This window comes from Paenibacillus nuruki (assembly GCF_001721045.1).
Classification (GTDB): Bacteria; Bacillota; Bacilli; order Paenibacillales; family Paenibacillaceae; genus Saccharibacillus; species Saccharibacillus nuruki.
The window spans coordinates 1-20231 of sequence record NZ_MDER01000056.1 but is presented as its reverse complement, the minus strand read 5'-3'; the positions used below and the strand labels follow the sequence as shown (position 1 = coordinate 20231).

The following is a 20231-nucleotide window of genomic DNA, read 5'->3' as shown; positions in this document are numbered from 1 at the left end:
GCCGCTCGACTTGCATGTATTAGGCACGCCGCCAGCGTTCGTCCTGAGCCAGGATCAAACTCTCCATAAAGTGTTTGACTTGCTCAAATCTAAAACTGGCGAGAACCGAAGTTCTCTATTTTTTAAAGGTCGGCTAAGACCTTCATTACTCACTCGTTGTTCAGTTTTCAAAGAACTTGCAGTATGTTGTTTCGCTGCGTTTGTGTTTTTTAGAACTCTTAGATCATATCATTTTCTAAGTTTTTTTGTCAACTCTTTTTTTCAACATCATTTTTTCAAATCATATTGTATTGCTTTGAGGCGACTTAAATAATGTATCATATTTATATGAAGGAAGCAAGCCTTTTAGTATTTTATTTTTCTTGTATAGATGATAAGTGACTCTTTCATTATTTGGTTGGAATAAGAATGTGTTTCTTTAGGTTATAGAAGGAAGAAAATAATATAACCTAATAGAATGACTACTCAATGATTCAATCCTATGAAAGGAAACAAACGAAGCGGGAAAATATATGCACACCATTTGGAGTGTATGCTGTCATTTTCCCGCTTCTTATATATCTATGGGTAAGGCCATAGTTTTTGCTAATCTATGATTGTCATTTATTCTTTGCTTGAACGGTGACACGTATAGGTGATGAACTTGTGCTAGTCCCCGACTTATTTACTGCTTTCACTTTGTAATAGTATGTTTTGCCATTTACCAATCCTTTGTTTGTATAGTGAGTTGCTTTTAGATTTGAGGCTATTTGCTTGTAAGACCCTTCTTGTGTATCTGCGCGTAGTAATGTATATCTGTTCGCATTGTTTACAGGATTCCAACTTATTGTTGCTTTGCGATTTCCTGATTCTGCATGTAATCCTGTTGGGGCTGAAGGAATTTCATTATTTTCTATAGGATAGGTTTTGATGTTCGGTAATTCATCCAGAGTCACTACGTAATCATGATTATAGACTTTTTTCAAATGATCTAATGAGTTAGTCTTCTCATCATGAGCTGACCATGTACTAAACCAGCTCCAGTCTGCATGATAGATAGGTAGCAAATCCGGATCTGGAATAGCACCATTCTCTGTCATCGCTATAAGCTTGCGGTCTTTGACAAGAGAAAGCAGCTGATCATACTTGCCTACTTGAACGTTATAATCTCCTCCTGAAGGGTAAGAATCGTAGCTTACAATATCCACAACATCATCTCCCGGATACCATTCAGGAGATACCGAGTTCCATACCCATATCAGGTTATTTAACTGGTGTTCATTTGTTAATCGATCATAAAGAAGTCTGTACAGTTCTTTACATGGTGTTGCGCCTTTGGCTCCCCACCAGAACAATTCTCCTTCTGCTTCATGCAAAGGACGGAAAAGTACTGGAATATTTGCATCCTGCAATTTTTTTAACTGCGTAGCGATAGCATCTATATCTCTTATCAGTAACCTGTACTCCTCAGAATCGGGATGTGATAAAGCATATTGAAGATCAAAGGTTGTGGAATCGGTATAAAATCCTCTCCACCATTCTTTTTCTGGCTGGTTAATGAGGTCTTTCGGAGCATTCCAGTGCCAGACGAAAGCAACAATGCCTCCCTGTTGATCCCAGTCGATTGCTTTTTCCGTTTCGGTAGTAGCTGCGCCGTACTCTACACGTGATGGCGAATAGTCCATCAGATCAAAGCCAACAACAGCCGGCTTCTTGCCTAGATGAGTCTGGAGCCAATCTATATTGGAATAGTCTTGTTGTCCCGAAAGGATTTTATGACCGTAGTTATCGACGAGATAGCTCATAAGCGACTTTGCTGCTGGTGATGCTTTAGGATTAACCAACGTTTTGGGAATCGAATGAACAAGCTCTTTAGTTACTTTTTGGATGGAGAAGTAATCGATATCATAATATCCCCACCCTTTATCGATTCGAATGGTATTGGCTCCTTTTTTGAGTATTGCTTTTGTAGCAGCCATTTCTGTGAAACTATGGGTTGGCGTAAAATCAACAGTTCCGACCGAGATATCGTTAACGAACAGATTTGCTTGTTTAGGTCCATTGGGCGCGTTATACCGTATGTTAATTTGATAAAGACCTTCTTTTGCAGGATGAACAGTTATGGTTAGCGCATCGCCATCTTCATCAAATCCTGTTACATATCCATCTCCTGAATAACCCGTTACGGTAGAAGCTTCATCGACTCCCTGCAATAATCCATTCTCTGCTTCATAGATTTCTGCTTTTCCCTTTGCTGATGATAATGGAATTAGAGAAACAAACATGATAATAACCATCAAGACAATGCCTGTTTTTTTCACTTAATCTTCCTCACTCTCATTTTTGATTTGGATGTAGTAGAAAGAATCATTTTGTAATCGTTTACAATAAAGTGATGAAAATGGACGGCTGGTATAATCGAATATTGAACAAGCCGTCCATTTAACTTATATCTAGCTATACATCTTTTTGAGAAAAATCACTTACTCTATTATGCTAATCATTGTGCTGACCATAACTTAATACGATCCTGAATATGCTGTGTATATATTTTTTCCATTTCCTGAACGCCGTCTTTTTCTAATTCCGCCATGTAGGCATCCCAAATTCGGTCAAAATCTTCCGGTTTGGACATCACAGCTTCCGGGATATACTTCCATGTAATATCTTTCATCTTCGCTCCCAAAATCATAGATGGATCATCATTAGGAAGAGATATGGTGTAAGCTGCTCCATAAGCTCGTGGCTGGAAGTCTTCTTCGGTTGGAAAAAGATCTTTCCAGTGTTTAGCTTTGTATGCTTTGAGTGTCTCTTTCTCAGCATTACTGTAATTGAGACTTAGCAATTCTGGATAATTACGAGTAAAGTAGTTGCCTGTCGAATCTTTGATGCCATCTCCATAATGAACCATCATATTCCAGTACAGACCAAGACCCGCTTCTTTCTGAAATGCGGCACTATCATTATTAGCTCTCTCCTGCACTTCTGGTATAAATGAGCGTTTGCCGTTTTTGACAGTATAATGCTTGCCTTCAATTCCCCAGTTATTTAGAACCTGACCTTCTTCTGAAGCTAAAAAGTCAAGAAATTTGATTGCACGTACTGGATCTTTGCATGTACTGGAGATCGAAATACCATAGCCACCATCAAATCCGGCTAGCCAGAAACTGGTATCTTTATACTCCTTGCTCATAGTAACAGGATAATGACCATATGTTTGGTCGAACTTACTTGCTGCTCTAAGCGCATTTTGGCCATCTCCATAATCCCATTCCGGATCAGCAAGACCCAGAATTCGTCCTGAAGCCACTTTAGCTTTGAATTGATCGGTTTTTTGAACAAAACTTTCTGGATCTAATAACCCGATTGCATTCATATGGTTCAACCAGCGAAAAAATTCCTTTTCTTCCGGACGACGAAAATGATAGGTCGCTTGATGTGTTTTCTGATCGATATAATATTCTCCGTCATCAGGACCTCCAGTTGTCTGGAATCCAAGATTGGTTACCTGATACATATGCCAATCATCCGCATTCAGTGACATTCCGATATTCTTATTACCATTCTCATCTACTGGATGCTTGGATAAATAAGACTGGATCACTTTTTCATAATCCTGTACTGTACGGATTTCAGGATACCCTGCTTCCTTAACAACACGATGCTGTAGTTCAAATCCTGCGTCTGCTCTGATTTTTTTCTCATCTACAGCTGACCAGGTAGGAACAGCATAGATTGCTTGATCATCCAGACTGTATTTGGTGCGAACGATTTTGTCTCCTAGCATTTTTTTGATATTGGGTGCATGTTCATTGATCAGATCGGTAAGATCGAGAATAGCTCCTGCATCGACCAGTTTGCCCACATCTGCTTTCGCTGCGATCAAATCTGGATAATTACCAGTTGCTGCGATTAATGAGAGCTTTTGAACTGGATCGCCTACAGCAAATTCTGCGCTTAAGGTAACACCGGTTTTCGCCTTGATTACTTTGTCGACTTCATCGTTCATATTATTCCAATTGGTACTGGAATCTTCAGAAAAATAAGTAAAGGTGATTGGTTGCTTTCCATCTCCGCTATCAGGTAGATGATCTCCAGACGAATCTATAGCGAAAGGATTGCTACATCCTACCAGCGCTGTGATCATGACCAGCGACAATACAGAAGCTACTATTTTTTTGTTGCCTGACTTCATGAAGCTTCCTCCTTCATTATGATAAATCATAGATCTGAGACTATAGCAGTCAGATATAAATGGTTTAACTTTTAACAGCTCCAAGCGTCATTCCTTTTACAAAATATTTCTGCAAGAAAGGATAAACAATCAAAATAGGTACCGTTACGATGATAGTAATTGCCATTTTGACAGACTCGGGTGATACCTGTGCCATCCGTTCAGCCATATTGGAAGCATCTTGAGAATTGGTTGCACTGGTTGTCGTACTCTGTAAAATCTTCATTAATTCATACTGTAGAGTAGTCAACGTTTCATTAGACCCGTTAAACAAATACGTATCAAACCAGGAATTCCATTGTCCTACTGCCAAAAAGAGCGCTACAGTCGCCAGTGCTGGTTTGCAAAGTGGAAGAATAACACGCCAGTAGATGACAAAGTCATTGGCTCCATCCAGTTTGGCAGATTCCTGTAGAGCGTAAGGCAAACCATCTATAAAAGAACGAATAACAAAAATATTAAATGCACTAACTAGACCCGGTAAAACATATACCGCAAACGTATTAATCAAATGCAGATCCTTCATCAGAATAAATCCGGGGATCATTCCACCTGATACATACATAGTGATTGCTAAAAACATGGAGATCCATCTTCTTCCACCAAAATCGTTACGGGCAAGTACAAACGCCAGCATCGATCCACTTAACAACCCCAATACGGTTCCGATAACTGTTCGCAACACAGAGTTTTGAAATCCAGTAATCAAACCTTTGTACGTAAAAATCAAATCGTAATTTTTCAATGTAAATTCTCTCGGCCAGATTGTGATTCCCCCTCTGACGGTATCAACCGAATCATTCAGAGAAATGGCCAGTACATTAAGAAATGGATATAGTGTTAGCACAGTTACCAGAATCATGGATACATAAACGATCACTTCCAAAATGCGATCCTGTATCGATTTGGTATGTAGTTTATTTTTAGAACGGCTAGCCGATGTCGTACTGTTGGCAGTTCCCATTTCTTCCTCCTTACATAATGCTTTCTTTGGTAACACGTTTAAAAATGCCATTCGCTGCAAACAACAAGAACAGACTAATCACCGAGTTAAAAATATTGATCGCTGTACCGAATGAGTAACGACCCATAGACAATCCATAATTAAGCGCATACAAATCAAGAACTTCAGAATAATCAATGACCATGTGATTACCTAGCAGAAATTGCTTTTCAAAGCCATTACCTAGCAGGTGACCAATAGACATAATGAGAAGCACAATAATGGTTGGTCGAATGCCCGGTAGTGTAATATGCCACATTTGTTTTAGGCGGCTGGCACCATCTACTCGTGCAGCTTCATATAGTTCAGGACCAATGCTTGAAATAGCAGCCAGATAAATGATGGCGTTCCAACCCGTTTCTTTCCAAATATCTGCACTGGTGACGATATACCAAAACCAATGTCCTTGAGACATAAACGGAATCGGCTGATCGACCAGATTGAGACCTAGCAATATACTGTTTACAACACCACCATCTGTGGACAGCATTTTGGTAACAATCCCTGCTGCAACTACCCATGATACAAAGTGAGGCAGATAAGATACGGTCTGTACAAATCGCTTCATGACCCCAATGCGAACTTCATTAAGTATTAAGGCAAAAATGACTGGTACTACAAATCCTGCCACCAGCCCCATGAAACTCATTGCCAGTGTGTTACGAAGAACCTGATAGAAGTGGTCATCTTGAAACAAAGTGCGAAAGTGTTCCAAACCTACCCACTTCTGTTCAAAAAAACCTAACCCTGGTCTATACTTTTGAAAAGCCATCGTCCAACCCCACAAAGGAAAATACTGAAACACAAACACCCAAAGTACAAATGGAATAGACATGTAGTACAAATATCTTTGATTATGCCATTCTTTCCATTTACCTTTTCTGATTGGGCTTACTTTTTTGTATACGCTTTCCTTTTCTAATATCCGTTTGCTCATATTCCCCCTCCTCTCTGACTTTTATCTTAAATCAGAGAACAGCAAGCCGACATACAACGAATTTCGGTGAAAATCATCTACAAATTATGGATTTTAAAATCCGAAGGTGAGCATCCTTCATACTTTTTGAATTTGCTATAAAAATAATTAACACTTGTATAGCCGACCTTTTCCGAGACTTCATAGACTCTCATTCCTTGATTTAATAATTCCTTGGCTTTTTGAATACGGATTTTGTCTAGATAAGTATTAAAGTATTCCCCTGTTTTATTCTTGAAGATCTGACCCAAATGAGCTGTACTGTAATTCAGTGTTCCTGCCAGTGTCTCCAACTTCAAAGGGTCACTGTAATGATTATGAATAATGCTAATCATCATTTTTAATTCTTTTTCTTTACCTTCTGGTGCTGTATCTTTGGCAAGCATCATCAGAAAAGAATCGATTTCTGCTAAAAGGTCAGTCAGATACTCATATGCAAAAATTCCTTTTAAAAAATGTGAAATCTTCTCTGTCTCTTTCCAGTGTGTATAAGAATGTATGTTCAATTTGTGTACCACTGCATGGCATAGATAGAAAAATGATTCTTTAATATGGGTTTCGTCATACTTTTGAGCAAGAAAAAAAGAAAGAGCTTGCTCCAATAGCGGTCGGATCATCTTGTGATTGCCTGTGTCCAAACTGTAATATAAGCGCAGAGTAAACTCTCCCATCATTTCATCTGGAAGGCTATTCCTTGTATCCATAGCATTCGGTACCCGACAATTTGCAGAGCTCACTCTTACTGATTCTTCTTTTTCATGAAAAAATGCCTGTTTTAAAGCAGATTCAGCTTCTGCAAAAGACATATGTATCTTCTCGGGTGTTGATACAGCTCCACCTGTAGCAGCAATAAATTCACTGCTCCCGAGTGTCTGTTTAAGCCATTGATAATATTTCTGGCGAGACTTTGTACCACGTAGCGGTTGATTGAGAAATATAACGATATAGGATGAAAAGACAGTGACTACTCCGTTACCGTCATATTCTAGAGATGGCTTTAACTTATTTAGGAATGTATGTAATTTATCCGAAAGATCCACATTGGCATTTTGTGGACGTACAATAACAATCTCATAACTCTCCCAAAACATTCCGGCATCTAGTGCTATATTTCGCAAAGCTATAAAATCTTCTGTATACTGTGGAACAAGCAAACGATGAAGCAGCCAAGTCTGATCTGCCTTTGTTATTCGTTCCTGTTCTTTCTGACGTTGTTCCTGCTCTATCTGTTCACGAATGCGTTCCAGCGTATGGGTCATCTCTTGAATATCTACTGGCTTGAGGAGATAACCATCAACACCGTATTTGATCGCCTGTTTGGCATACTCGAAATCGGCATAGCCACTCAAGATGATAACGTGTAGACGATATCCCTCTGAAGATACAGCTTGAAGTAACTGTAGCCCATCCATAAGTGGCATTCGAATATCAACAAGTGCAATATCCGGCTGCTTTTCAGCAATGATACTAAGTGCTTCTTCTCCATTGGCCGCCACTGCAATCACTTCAAAGCCTAATTTCCTCCATGGAATTAATGTTTGAAGCCCCTGTCGCAACTTCGGTTCATCATCTACAATAAGAACTTTAATCAATATCATCGCCTCCCGGTACAATAAATGTGATAGTCGTTCCGCTTCCGTAGCTACTCTCAATATGCAAAACGCTTGCTTTACCATACAACAACACAAGCCGATCATTTACATTACGAAGACCAATCCGCTGTTCTTTTGAATCATTGGCCGGAGAAGCAAGCTCTTGTTGTACACTTTCCAGTCGCTCGGCTGAAAAGCCGGTACCATTATCGCTCACCTGAATTTGAGCTCCTCCTATGATCTGCGTGACCTCTACTCTAATCTGTCCACCTTCTGCACGATGATCCAAACCATGAATAATCGCATTTTCCACTAATGGCTGAATAATTAAGGGCGGCACACGGATCTTTTGGATTTCGGGTTCTATCGTTAGCTGATACTGCAAACGATCTTCATATCTGAACTTTTGAATATCCAAATAACCTTGAACATACTTCAGTTCTGTTTCCAGCAAGATCATATCGCTATTGGTCTCAAGACTACTACGCAACAACGTACTGAGTAACCATACGACTTGGGCAATATCATCCTGCTGGCGAATATGGGCTTCCATCCGAATCGACTCCAGCGCATTGAATAGAAAGTGAGGATTAATCTGACTCGCTAGCATTTTAAATTTCATTTCATTTTGTCTTTGTTCTATCAGGCTTTTCTCTCGATTGGTTGTCTGGACTTCATGAAATAATCTGTCAATGTCTTTCACCAGTGCATTGAACTGGCGAGACAGCACTCCGATTTCATCATTGCCATCTATATGTAAAAAGGTTTTCCACGAACCAGAACGAACATTGTCTACATGATGGCTGAGTCGTTGAAGTCTTCTGGAAAGTAATAAAGCAGAAGCATACGTCAGAAAAGTGGCAACAATTAGACTCGATGCAATCACTATAGCGCCAAGAAAGATCACATAATTGGCATCACGAGTAATCTCAGCAATTGAAAAAACGGAGATCATCCGCAGACTATTCCAGCTATCATTCGGTTGTAAGGTAGCGACTACAACTTTGGAGTCTTTTCCATCGAGTGATATATTATAACTGCCCTCAGCAAGACTCAAAATATCGTTACTACTATACAGAGTCGATGCTTCTTGTTCCGACCCTTTTATAGAATTAGAAGCAACCAGTTGATTCTCACTGTCCACAATAAATGTAGGAAAAGACTCTTGTTCCAGAATGGCGCTTAATCGTTGTTTGTTTACGTTAATCACCATTACTCCTTTTTGCTCTGAAGCGGCTAAAGGAAATGAGCGAATCAAACTTAATTCCATAGCATTTGTTCGTTCATCTTGGATCATATTCCAACCGACCACTCCTTTTTGTGCTATTGCTTGTTGATACCAGATCTGATCCAGTAACTTTTGAGTCGGCTGCATAAATTCCCAGTTATTCAGTGCTCCCGGATTGATCGCATATATTCGAATGCCAGAAATCTCTTTATAGAGCTGTATATATTCTCGAATATTCGTGTAATTGTGATATTGCTGAATGACTTCGGTATAACTGTTGTACGTCTGACTGGCTGTTTGTTTCATCTGATTATCATTCATAAGCCGATTCGAAATATCTAATGGAACTTTGATTAATTCTGCGGTACGCTTTTGAACACGATCCACATTATTAGATACCTGCACCAAAGTACTTTGCACTACAACTTCACGCAATCTTGCAGTCAAAAAAAGACCACATAATAGTAGAGGGATGCCTGCTGCTGTTATAAACGTAATAGCTAACTTCTTTCTTATTTTCATATCATTCATTATTCGAACGAAAAACATGATTTAACCTCCAGTAACCAGCCTGCTTTATATTTAAAAAAAGCCCCTTCTATAAAAAGGGGCTTTCTGTTTTGGATCAATTCTTGCTTATTCAAGCACCCTATCTATGGCTCGAAGTGTGAAACAGCGACTCTGATAGTCTTTGGACTCGTAATGAAGAGCCAAACCGAGCTGTATCAATTGGTCTCCTCCATATATACTACTTTCTTCATTGATATCAGATTTCACTTCATATTCCAGTTCTGGATTCAGTCCATCCAACCGCAGAATTTGTTGAGGTCCGTTAGGTATTGCCATAACCTGAAAAGCATAGACGAGAGCTTGCATTTTATCTTCCGAGACGAACATCCACGCAGATTGGTTCCCTGCAAATGGACTCTTTAATCGATATAAATCTCCCTGCTGCACCAGACTGCGAATCTCTTTGTAGTTGGCAACCTGTCGCTGAACGATATTCTTTTCTTCATCGGTAAATGCTGTGAGATCCAGTTCATACCCGAAATTGCCAGACATAGCGACACTACCTCGAAAATCAAGTGGTGTACTGCGTCCGACCTGATGATTGGGTACAGCTGATACATGTGCACCGATCGCACTCACTGGATAAACAAGACTAGTGCCATATTGAATCTTGAGTCGTTCTACCGCATCAGTATTATCGCTAGTCCACGTTTGCGGCATATAATAAAGCATTCCGGGATCAAAACGTCCACCTCCACTGGCGCAACTTTCAAACAAGATGTGCGGGAACTGTACCGTAATCAGCTCTAGTAGCTCATATAATCCAAGTACATAACGATGCGCAGTCTCAGCTTGTCGATCTGGTGGCAATGTTGCCGATCCCATCTCTGTCAAAGCCCGATTCATATCCCATTTCACATAAGAGATTGGAACCGTAGAGAAAATCGTAGAAAGTGAATTATAAATATAATCTCGTACTTCCGGGCGTGTATAATCCAGTACCAATTGCCATCTCGCTTCACTACGTCTTCTTCCCGGAACATGCAGGCACCAGTCAGGATGTTCACGATACAGCTCGCTTTCCGGCGAAATCATTTCTGGCTCGAACCAGAGTCCAAATTGTAGACCTGTTTCACGAATACGATGCGCTACATCAGCTAGCCCTTCAGGTAGTTTGCGACGATCCTCGTACCAATCACCCAAAGACGAGTTATCAGCGTCACGTCTACCAAACCAACCGTCATCTAGCACAAATAACTCAATCCCGAGTCTAGCTCCTTCCTCCGCAATGGAGACTAGTTTTTCGGCATTGAAATCAAAATAGGTCGCTTCCCAGTTGTTGACCAGAATTGGTCGTTCCCGATCACGGTATGTTCCCCGACATAATCGACTGCGGTACAGACGATGGTAGGTCCGCGACATTTCTCCAATTCCTTGGTTGGAATATACCATCACTGTTTCAGGAGTCTGAAAATCTTCTCCGGCATTTAGCTGCCATCCAAAATCAAACGAATTTACTCCAATACCTAACCTTGTGAAGCCAAACGAATCGACTTCTGCAACAGCTTCAAATCCCCCGCTGTACACCAGACTGAAACCAAAAGCTTCACCATGATTCTCTGTCGTCTCCGGGGTGACAAGCGCAGCAAACGGATTAAACTGATGGCTGCTCATCCCACGCTTGCTGTCGATTCGAATCTCGCCTTGCCGAAGCGATCTTCGCTGTATATTGCCTTCCCTTGCCCATGCACCCGATAAGTAAATCATCTCCAGTTCAGCCTGACCATACATATCTACACTTGCACTCAAAGCACGACGAAGTCGCAGTGTCTCCTCTCCTTCATTGATGAAGCGTGCAGCACGTATGATTACATTTCGCTGTTCAAAAATAGTGTACTGTAACACAACTGTAAGACCCGAATACTGATCTTTCAAAAGAAGTTCTAATGTCTGTGCTTCGGATTCATTCTCCGTATATACTGCTGGAAGTCCGCTCAGTGATGGTTTTCCTTGGATCAGTCGGTAACTGTCGTACTGAAGCTCAGTGATACGAGTTCCGTCTGCTAATTCGACCTGATACGCTGGATTACGAAAATCTCCACTTCCATACTGTGGATATTCCTGTGGAAGTCTATCCAACCCTGTTGTCGAAGACGTATGGATAAGCAGATTCTCCATCACTGACCGATGCTTCAATGGCGCTCCCCAATATACATGCACTGGATATCCATTTACGATTTGGATCATATAACTCATACCGGACGATTGTAGATGAAACAATCCAGATTCTTCCTGAACGATTACACTCATGACCAACACCCTTTCTTGTTCATTCCATTATGTATATTCATGCTACCTGTAATACCATCGTTCATAAAATATGGATTAATGATTGTCTGGTATGCAACAATGAATATGATTATTCTATAAAAATGTTATATGAAACGGACTATATCGTATATGGCATGATGATTCGAAAATATGTTATTTTGATAGATATTATAAAAATAAGGAGAACCGCTAATGATCGAGTATTTACCAAGAAGCAAACAACACACCGAATTGTATCTCACCCAATTTGGGATCGAAGATTGTATATCTGGTCATGAGTTTGGACCGGCAGTCAGAACTCATTATCTGCTTCATTATGTATTTGAGGGAAAAGGGACTTTTGAGGTGAATGGAGTACAACATTCGATTGGTTCAGGACAAGGCTTTCTAATCTGTCCCCATGTAGTTACCTATTATGTAGCAGACGAAGCAGAACCATGGTCCTACGGTTGGATCGGATTCAATGGTACGCTCGCCGAATCGCTGCTGGAACAAGCAGGAATGACTCTTGTTTCTCCCATAGTCTATTACGAGCACAAAGATCGAATACATCAGTATTTACAGTGGATGATTCAATCGAATGAATATCCAGCAGCACGAGAAACGCGATTGACGGGATTGTTATATATGATTTTTTCGCTACTAATGGAAAATGCGCCGAAAACGCTAATGGCGCAAACAAGAAGTAACGCTGATATCTATGTGGAGCAGGTCAAAGATTTTATTGAAATGAATTTTTCTCAAAAGATTACAGTAGAAGATATTGCCCATTTTATCGGATTGAATCGAAGTTACTTATGTTCCTTATTTACAAAAACAACCAAGCTCAGTATTCAAGATTATCTTATTCGTTACAGAATGGATACAGCATCCAGTATGCTGATCCGTACAGATCTATCGATTGGTAATATTGCCCGTTCAGTAGGCTATATCGATCCTTTACTGTTCTCCAAAATTTTCAAAAAAATTAAAGGGATGTCGCCTAGAGAGTATCGAAGTCAATCGCTACTGAATGCCAATGTAATAATTGACTGACTCTATACGCTCAAAAAAGAAAATTAGCGAACCGATATCTATTTATGCTTTATGTCACTTCTCTTCTCGCCTTATTCCACTAGAAAGGTTTATAATTAATTTTATATATTAGCTTAACTTTGTATATCTAGTATTTAAAGTTGTTGAATATGTCGGTCATATCATTTTTCTTCTTTCCTTTCTCGTACAGGTTATCTATCACAAGCAAGACGTCGTCCAGTCGGAATTTTGAACTATTTTGCTTGTTATTACGAATATGCAGATAGGACGTAATGAGATCGCTGAAAATAAATACAGGGTGTTGATCTGCATAGTATTCATTCGCTGCAGATCCATTTCGAAGGAGGAAGATTCATGGGACGCTGGATTGCAGCAGTTCAAAAAGGATTTGGTAAAAAGCTTATTCGTTTGCATGCTTGGAATGCTTGGCTCGTTGCTCTTCTAGCTGTTACAGGTCTGGTACTTGTCGGAGGTTTTTGGCGAGAAATACTGGGTGAGGTTAGAGTCTGGGTACGTTGGCTTCATATTATAGGAGGATTAGCTTTATTGGTCCCTGTAGTCTATTACTTATTTCTGGCAGCGAAGCACTGGAAAAGGCTGTCTGATAAACCCGGGCAAAAATTCAATGTTATTGTAGTTATGGTCTTATTGGTAGGTTGGATTGTATCAGGGATCTTATTATGGTTATTACGCCAAGTAGGACCGGCTGTAGCTAACTCGGCTTTATTTGTTCATGATCTACTGACTTGGGTGGGACTTCCTTATATTATCTATCATTCTCTAACACGTACCGCTTGGTTAAAAGATCCGAAAAAACGTACGATCAAACAACCAGTCACTGTAGAAAAAACGATTACGGATAAAAGTGGCACTGTAGTAGCTGCATCATCACCAACGGCTCCTTCTCCTTTTTACACAAGACGTACCTTTTTGCGTTCTGCTATAGGTGTTGGACTCGCTGTATCGATCGGGCCTACGTTTGTAAGATGGTTGGGAAGTTCTTTGACCAGTGGAGGTACATGGGAACAGGTTGCTGCCAGTAATGGCAATAAGATGATTCCTGATCCTACACCACTAAAATCATCTGCTCCGCCTATCGGTGGTGGTGCTCAAGGTGAGTTTCGTGTGTATACGGTGACACCTATTCCTAATTTTGATAATAGTAACTGGGATTTCAAAATAGATGGATTGGTCGATAAACCTCAAACATGGAACTGGGAACAATTTTTGAAATTAAAACGTGATGTGCAAGTGAGCGACTTTCATTGTGTCACTGGATGGTCGGTGTATAAAAATACATGGGAAGGTATTCCTTTAAGTGACTTTTTAAAAGCAGCAGGTGTTCAATCTTCTGCGACCATGGTTAAATTTTATTCCGGGGATAATGTCTATACGGATTCTCTTACACTTGATCAAGCGCAGATGAAAGATATTATTGTAGCGGTATTGCATGATGGTAATATCATTCCTGCTGATCTAGGTGGGCCAGTACGATTGGTCATTCCTCAGATGTATGCTTACAAATCGGTGAAATGGCTCAACCGGATTGAACTGATTGCTGAAGATCATGTAGGGTACTGGGAACAACGTGGTTATGATAAAGATGCCTGGTTGCCTAAAGCTTAGATCGAATTTGATGATAATAAATAAAAAAGCAGTGTGTTCACTCTTAGCTAAAGAGAAACACACTGCTTTTTTGTTGATAAGGCATAGATGGTAGAAGCTTAATAGTATACATTTTTCTATTTTCATGTAGATTCAATTATCTTTTATAATTCCAATAATCGTTTTAACTCTTCTTCGTCTTCAATGACTTCAATACCGAGCTCTTGAGCTTTGGTGAGTTTACTACCTGCTTTTTCACCTGCGATAACAATATCTGTCTTTTTGGATACACTACCAGTCACCTTGGCTCCTAGAGATTCTAAGCGAGCGGCGGCATCCTCACGAGTCATCGTCTGTAATGTACCAGTAAGAACTACGATTTTACCAGCAAAATAAGAATCGGTGTTAATGACTACTGGCTCAGCAGGAGATTGCGGTTGTACGCCTCGGTCTAGCATTTTCTGAATACTTGCCTGCATAAAAGGATCGGCGAAAAAAGCAACGATACTTTCCGCAACGATATTACCGATATCCGGTAATTCAATTAACTCTTCTACGGTGGCATTCATAACTTTGTGTAAATCACGATAATGTTCTGCCAACATCCGAGTTGTCGATTTGCCCGTATTCGGAATACCTAAAGCATATAGGAATGATGCCAAATCTCTTGTTTTACTGTCTTCGATCGCTTGCAATAAATTTTTCGCTTTGCGCTCTCCAAAACGTTCTAACTCTACTAATTTTTCAAATTCTAATGCATATAGGTCTGCGGGTTCTTTCACTTCTAATTCGCTATGCAACTGTTGAGCGGTCATGATACTAAATGTCTCGATATCCATAGCATCTCTAGAAGCGAAATGTGTAATCTTAGCTATAATCTGTGGTGTACATTCTAGAGTATTGTTACAGAATAGATGTGCTCCACGTTGTTCTAATGGAAATCCACAAGCAGGGCATTTCTCTGGAAAAATGATTTCTTCTCCATCGTTTTCTTCGGTAACTTTACCCAGAATCTCCGGGATAACTTCATTCGAACGGCGAATAAAGACACGTGTACCTATAGCATATTTTAAATTTTTACGTTCGATATCTCCAATATTGTTTAACGTACAATTCTGTACGGTTACACCTGCAAGTTCAACAGCTTCTACACGCGCTAGGGGTGTAATTTTACCTGTACGACCTACATTCCAAGAAACCGATTCTAGAATCGTACTGGTTTCTTCAGCTTCAAACTTATACGCAATCGCCCAACGTGGGAATTTGTCGGTATAACCGAGTACTTCGCGTGTACGCATATCGGTAATTTTAACGACAGCCCCATCAATTAAGTAATCTAATCCTGTACGCTGTGCTTGAATATCTTCAAGTTGCGCAATCACATCGTCAAAGTTCTCAAAGTAGAAGATATACGGATTGACTTTAAAATGATTGTCTTTAAGAAATTGCATCATCTCTTGATGACTTTCAAACTGAATGCCGTCCATATAACCTATATTGTAGAAAAAGGCACTTAAACGACGAGTTGCTGTTACTTTAGGATTTAAATTGCGAAGTGCTCCTGCGGCTGCATTACGTGCATTTTTTAATTTGTCTTTATCTGTAGCACTCTCATTGTACGCTGCTAATACAGATAAGTTCATAATGCCTTCCCCTTGCACTTCGATCTTACCTTCTTTAAAAGGAATCGATAACGGAATCGAACGAATGGTTTTGACTTGTTCTAAAATACCTTCTCCTGTTACTCCATTACCTCGGGTTGCAGCTTGAACTAATTTACCGTTCTCATAAGTTAAATTCAGTGTAAGACCATCAAATTTGAGTTCGATCGCATAGGATGGTTCAGGCAAAGGTGTGTCTGGATTTTTGGTATTATAATCTGCAATTAATTTGCGAGCACGTGTATGCCAGCTTGCTAATTTTTCTAAATTTTGAGCTTTGTCCAGACTCCATAATGGTGAAAGATGACGATGAGGTAAAAATCCTTTTAACAATTCTCCCCCCACACGCTGAGTAGGTGAGTCAGGTAAGACCATTCCACTCACTTCTTCTAATTGGATCAAACGGTCATACAGTACATCGTATTCTTTGTCATCGACTAAAGGTTCATCCAACGTATAGTAGTGATAGCTGTATTTATTAAGCTCTGTAATGAGTTCTTCCATTTCATGCATCGGATCCATATGTGGTATACCCTCCCGGATTCAATAAGATCATATTTATTTTAAATTAAAAAACAGAACCGAACAGTAAGAAATTCGGTTCTGTTTTGAAAATACGCATCGAGTGAATCTAATCACGATTCCGATCATTTGTTATAGCTTATCCCTTATTCTACTTTAGTAATAGGAGCAAAGCCTGCTAACAATCGTTTGAGTCCTGTCGGCGCTGGGAAAGCAATTTGTAACTCCATATCATTGCCTGTTCCTTTAACCGCTACGATTGTGCCAATGCCCCATTTGCCATGAGACACTTTATCGCCTGCTTGGAAACTATCTGAACCTCCACCAGAAGCAACAGGCTTAGGTGTAGCTCCTGTCGTCACAGTCACTCGTGCATGGGTAGAAGGTACCGCACGTGCAGATGATCCACTACCAAAAGCAGCCGTATTTTCGCGTTTACCACCAAAGCTACTCGTACTACCTCCAAAGCTACGATTACCCGATCCATAACTACTTCCTCCGCGCGATGCTCCACCACGACGATAGTTAGGAGCTCCTGCTGTATCTTCTTTATACTCTTCTGGAATTTCTTCCAAAAAGCGTGAAGGTGGATTCGCAGTGGTTCGTCCAAATAAAGTACGCATCTGTGCGCAAGATAAGAATAGATTTTTCTCTGCTCGTGTAATGCCTACATACGCTAGACGACGTTCTTCTTCCAACTCTTCATTATCTTGAAAAGCTCGACTATGCGGGAATACGCCTTCTTCCATGCCTATAATAAATACAGTTGGGAATTCCAAACCTTTAGCACTATGCATCGTCATCAATACAACAGCATCGTCATCTTCTTCAGGTTCATCGCCTACCGTATCAATATCTGCGATTAATGCTAGATCAGTCAGAAATGAAATCAGTGAACGATCTTCGTTATTTTTTTCAAATTCCATCGTTACAGATAAAAACTCTTCTATATTTTCTAAGCGAGCCTTGGACTCTAGTGTATTCTCACGTTGTAACTCTACACGGTATTCAGATAACTCTAGAATCTTCTCCGTTAATTCGGTAACCGATAAATACTCTACCATTTGATGAAGTGAAGCAATCATATCGTAAAATTCAACCAACATATTACGTGTACGACCTGCAAAACCTAGATCATCTACTATTTCTAATACTTTAAAAATAGAAACGCCTTTTTCTGCCGCTGCTACTGCTAATTTGGCTACTGTCGTATCACCAATACCACGCTTAGGCACATTGATAATTCGAGTTAAACTAATATCATCATCTGGATTCGAAAGCAAACGTAAATAGCCGAGTAAGTCTTTGATCTCTTTACGATCATAGAACTTTATACCGCCCACGATTTGGTAAGGGATATCCGATTTGATCAAAATTTCCTCTATAACCCGTGACTGCGCATTGGTACGATACAAAATTGCATGGTTGCGATAAGGTTGCCCGGTTTTCACACTTTTGTGAATCTCAGAAGTGACAAAGTATCCTTCATCATGCTCAGAATCAGCACGATATACTTTGATTTTGGCTCCGCCTTCTTTATCTGTCCATAGCTTTTTCGGTTTACGTCCTGTATTGTTGCCAATCACTTCATTTGCTGCACTTAGTATATTAGAAGTCGAACGATAATTCTGTTCTAACAAAATCGTTTTGGCTTCTGGATAATCTTCTTCAAAATTCAAAATGTTGCTGATATCTGCTCCACGCCAGCGATAGATCGACTGATCACTATCTCCAACAACACAAATATTGTGATGAGCTTCTGCTAACATTTTACAAAGCATATATTGGGCCTTATTCGTATCTTGATACTCATCGACATGAATATAGCGGAATTTCTTTTGATAAAATTCTAGTACTTCAGGAACTTCGTTAAACAATTGAATCGTCTTCATAATGAGATCATCAAAGTCTAAGGAATTATTCGCACGTAGACGTTGTTGATACTTGGTATAGACTTTGGCTACAATGCCTTCAAAATAGTCACCAATCTTTTGCTCATATTGAGCGGGAGAGACTAATTCATTTTTGGCTGTGCCCATCATGGATTGCACTGCTTTAGGTTCAAACTTTTTGGTATCAATATTCAAGTCTTTCATACAAGAGCGAATAACAGATAATTGATCCGAAGAATCTAAGATAGAGAAGTTAGATGTGAATCCGATACGTTCGATATCTTTACGTAAAATACGCACACACATCGAGTGAAAAGTAGATACCCAAATCTCACGACCAGCAGGACCTACCAAACGAGAAACACGTTCTTGCATTTCACGTGCGGCTTTATTCGTAAACGTAATTGCTAGTACACCCCATGGTGCTGATTTGCGTGCATCAATAATATGGGCAATCCGGTGAGTCAGCACGCGTGTTTTACCACTACCTGCACCAGCCATAATCAATAGCGGTCCATCTGTTGCGAGCGCGGCTTCTTTTTGTCTAGGGTTCAATCGATTGATTGCTTCCTGTATATTCAAAGTATTCATATGGAAGTCATGCTCCTTTCTTAATAAAACAATGATAGTTGAAAATCATCTATGATCAAGTTAGGATACTTCTCGTTATCTGGAGATAACTTGTACAGTATCTAATGCGGCTTGCAGATTTTCATAAATTATATTACCGACGACAATGGTATCACATACTTGCTTGGCTTGACGAGCAGAATGCATATCTCTAATGCCTCCACCATAAAATAATTGGCTTTGATGTATAGATCGATGAATCTCAGCGGTTAATGTCATATCTCCAAAACGCCCACTATATTCAATATAAATAATCGGCAACTGAAATAAGCGATCGCCTGCTTGAGCATAAGCAGTTGCTCGATCGGTATCTATCTCTGTCAGTGCTTCAGTACGCTGAGCAACTGTAGAATGAGCATTGAGCACAATATATCCTTCAGGAACCAGCTTATCCCAAGGAATCAATTGGCTATACTGTTCAATCGCTGCTACATGCTGACCAATCATCCACTGACTATCGTTAGTATTTAATATCAGTGGAATCATATACAGATCGAATCCAGGTACAACCATTTCTAAATCAGATACTTCAAGTACACAAGGTACTTCATATTGACCGATGCGCTTTACAAGATCAGCTGTATTGTCATACGTGACTCCAGACGATCCGCCTACCATAATAGCATCTGTTCCGGAACAACAAACTTGTCTTAATTCATCGTCCGAAATAGGTCGATCTGGGTCCAGTTTAAATACATGTTGCCATGATTTGATTTGTTCTCTCAACCTTCATTCCTCCGTCTTCGGACAACCTTCAAATTAAGTCTATGATAGCCGATGCACAGTGTCAATTTTTTGTTCGCATTTTAGGGGAACAAATTTATATTGTTTAACAAATCTCAAATCCATATATAATACTTCTGTTATAATAATTTAAAATAAACTTATATATTATTGTAAAGGAGATTTTATGAACATAATTAATGCATTTTACAAAAAGACGAATAAATATCGTACTTATACTTTTAAAAAGAAAAATATTCCCTATATAAACATATTAGTAATGATAAGAATAAGAAATGAAGAATTAATT

The 20231-nt window shown here is 39.7% G+C and carries 12 protein-coding genes and 1 rRNA gene; 2 read left to right on the top strand and 11 right to left on the bottom strand.

The annotated features are described in order from the left end of the window. The 8 genes from PTI45_RS24375 to PTI45_RS15820 form a co-directional block, all read right to left on the bottom strand. Positions 1 to 70: ribosomal RNA gene (locus PTI45_RS24375) — 16S ribosomal RNA — on the bottom strand; the annotation flags it as partial. Positions 71 to 599: 529 nt separating this feature from the next. After that, positions 600 to 2300, bottom strand: a complete 1701-nt coding sequence (locus PTI45_RS15850; protein WP_069328579.1) for a glycosyl hydrolase — start codon at positions 2298 to 2300, stop codon at positions 600 to 602. A 179-nt stretch (positions 2301 to 2479) separates the two neighbouring features. Next, the gene (locus tag PTI45_RS15845) at positions 2480 to 4174 is read right to left on the bottom strand and encodes an ABC transporter substrate-binding protein (protein WP_069328578.1); all 1695 of its coding nucleotides are present in this window, start codon (positions 4172 to 4174) and stop codon (positions 2480 to 2482) included. A 64-nt stretch (positions 4175 to 4238) separates the two neighbouring features. After that, positions 4239 to 5177 carry a carbohydrate ABC transporter permease gene (locus PTI45_RS15840; protein WP_069328577.1) on the bottom strand — a complete coding sequence of 313 codons (939 nt, stop codon included), beginning with the start codon at positions 5175 to 5177 and terminating at the stop codon, positions 4239 to 4241. A gap of 10 nt (positions 5178 to 5187) precedes the next feature. Continuing rightward, positions 5188 to 6153 carry an ABC transporter permease gene (locus PTI45_RS15835; RefSeq protein ID WP_069328576.1) on the bottom strand — a complete coding sequence of 322 codons (966 nt, stop codon included), beginning with the start codon at positions 6151 to 6153 and terminating at the stop codon, positions 5188 to 5190. Between the two features lie 77 nt (positions 6154 to 6230). Then, positions 6231 to 7784, bottom strand: a complete 1554-nt coding sequence (locus PTI45_RS15830) for a response regulator transcription factor (RefSeq protein ID WP_069328575.1) — start codon at positions 7782 to 7784, stop codon at positions 6231 to 6233. Continuing rightward, on the bottom strand, positions 7777 to 9561 hold the full coding sequence (locus PTI45_RS15825; protein WP_069328574.1) for a sensor histidine kinase: 1785 nt from the start codon (positions 9559 to 9561) through the stop codon (positions 7777 to 7779). Before PTI45_RS15825 ends, PTI45_RS15830 begins: the two co-directional genes overlap by 8 nt. An 87-nt stretch (positions 9562 to 9648) precedes the next feature. Then, on the bottom strand, positions 9649 to 11832 hold the full coding sequence (locus PTI45_RS15820; RefSeq protein ID WP_069328573.1) for an alpha-galactosidase: 2184 nt from the start codon (positions 11830 to 11832) through the stop codon (positions 9649 to 9651). Positions 11833 to 12045: 213 nt separating this feature from the next. On the opposite strand from PTI45_RS15820, the gene PTI45_RS15815 reads away from it, so the two are divergent. Together PTI45_RS15815 and PTI45_RS15810 are read left to right on the top strand one after the other, a co-directional pair. Next, on the top strand, positions 12046 to 12888 hold the full coding sequence (locus tag PTI45_RS15815) for an AraC family transcriptional regulator (protein WP_069328572.1): 843 nt from the start codon (positions 12046 to 12048) through the stop codon (positions 12886 to 12888). A 354-nt stretch (positions 12889 to 13242) separates the two neighbouring features. Further along, a complete protein-coding gene (locus tag PTI45_RS15810) occupies positions 13243 to 14514 on the top strand; it encodes a molybdopterin-dependent oxidoreductase (protein ID WP_083243567.1) in 1272 nt (423 codons plus the stop codon). Positions 14515 to 14657: 143 nt separating this feature from the next. Here PTI45_RS15810 and ligA read toward each other — a convergent pair whose 3' ends face one another. From ligA to pcrB, 3 genes are all read right to left on the bottom strand, one after another. Beyond that, positions 14658 to 16676 (bottom strand): NAD-dependent DNA ligase LigA, encoded by a 2019-nt coding sequence (ligA, locus tag PTI45_RS15805; protein ID WP_069328570.1) that lies wholly within the window; start codon positions 16674 to 16676, stop codon positions 14658 to 14660. A gap of 146 nt (positions 16677 to 16822) precedes the next feature. Further along, positions 16823 to 19159: a DNA helicase PcrA gene (pcrA, locus tag PTI45_RS15800; RefSeq protein WP_069328569.1), complete on the bottom strand. Its 2337-nt coding sequence runs from the start codon at positions 19157 to 19159 to the stop codon at positions 16823 to 16825. 75 nt (positions 19160 to 19234) lie between these two features. Then, positions 19235 to 19924, bottom strand: coding sequence for a heptaprenylglyceryl phosphate synthase (pcrB, locus tag PTI45_RS15795; RefSeq protein WP_069328568.1), 690 nt, complete (start codon positions 19922 to 19924; stop codon positions 19235 to 19237). Positions 19925 to 20231: the final 307 nt, after the last annotated feature.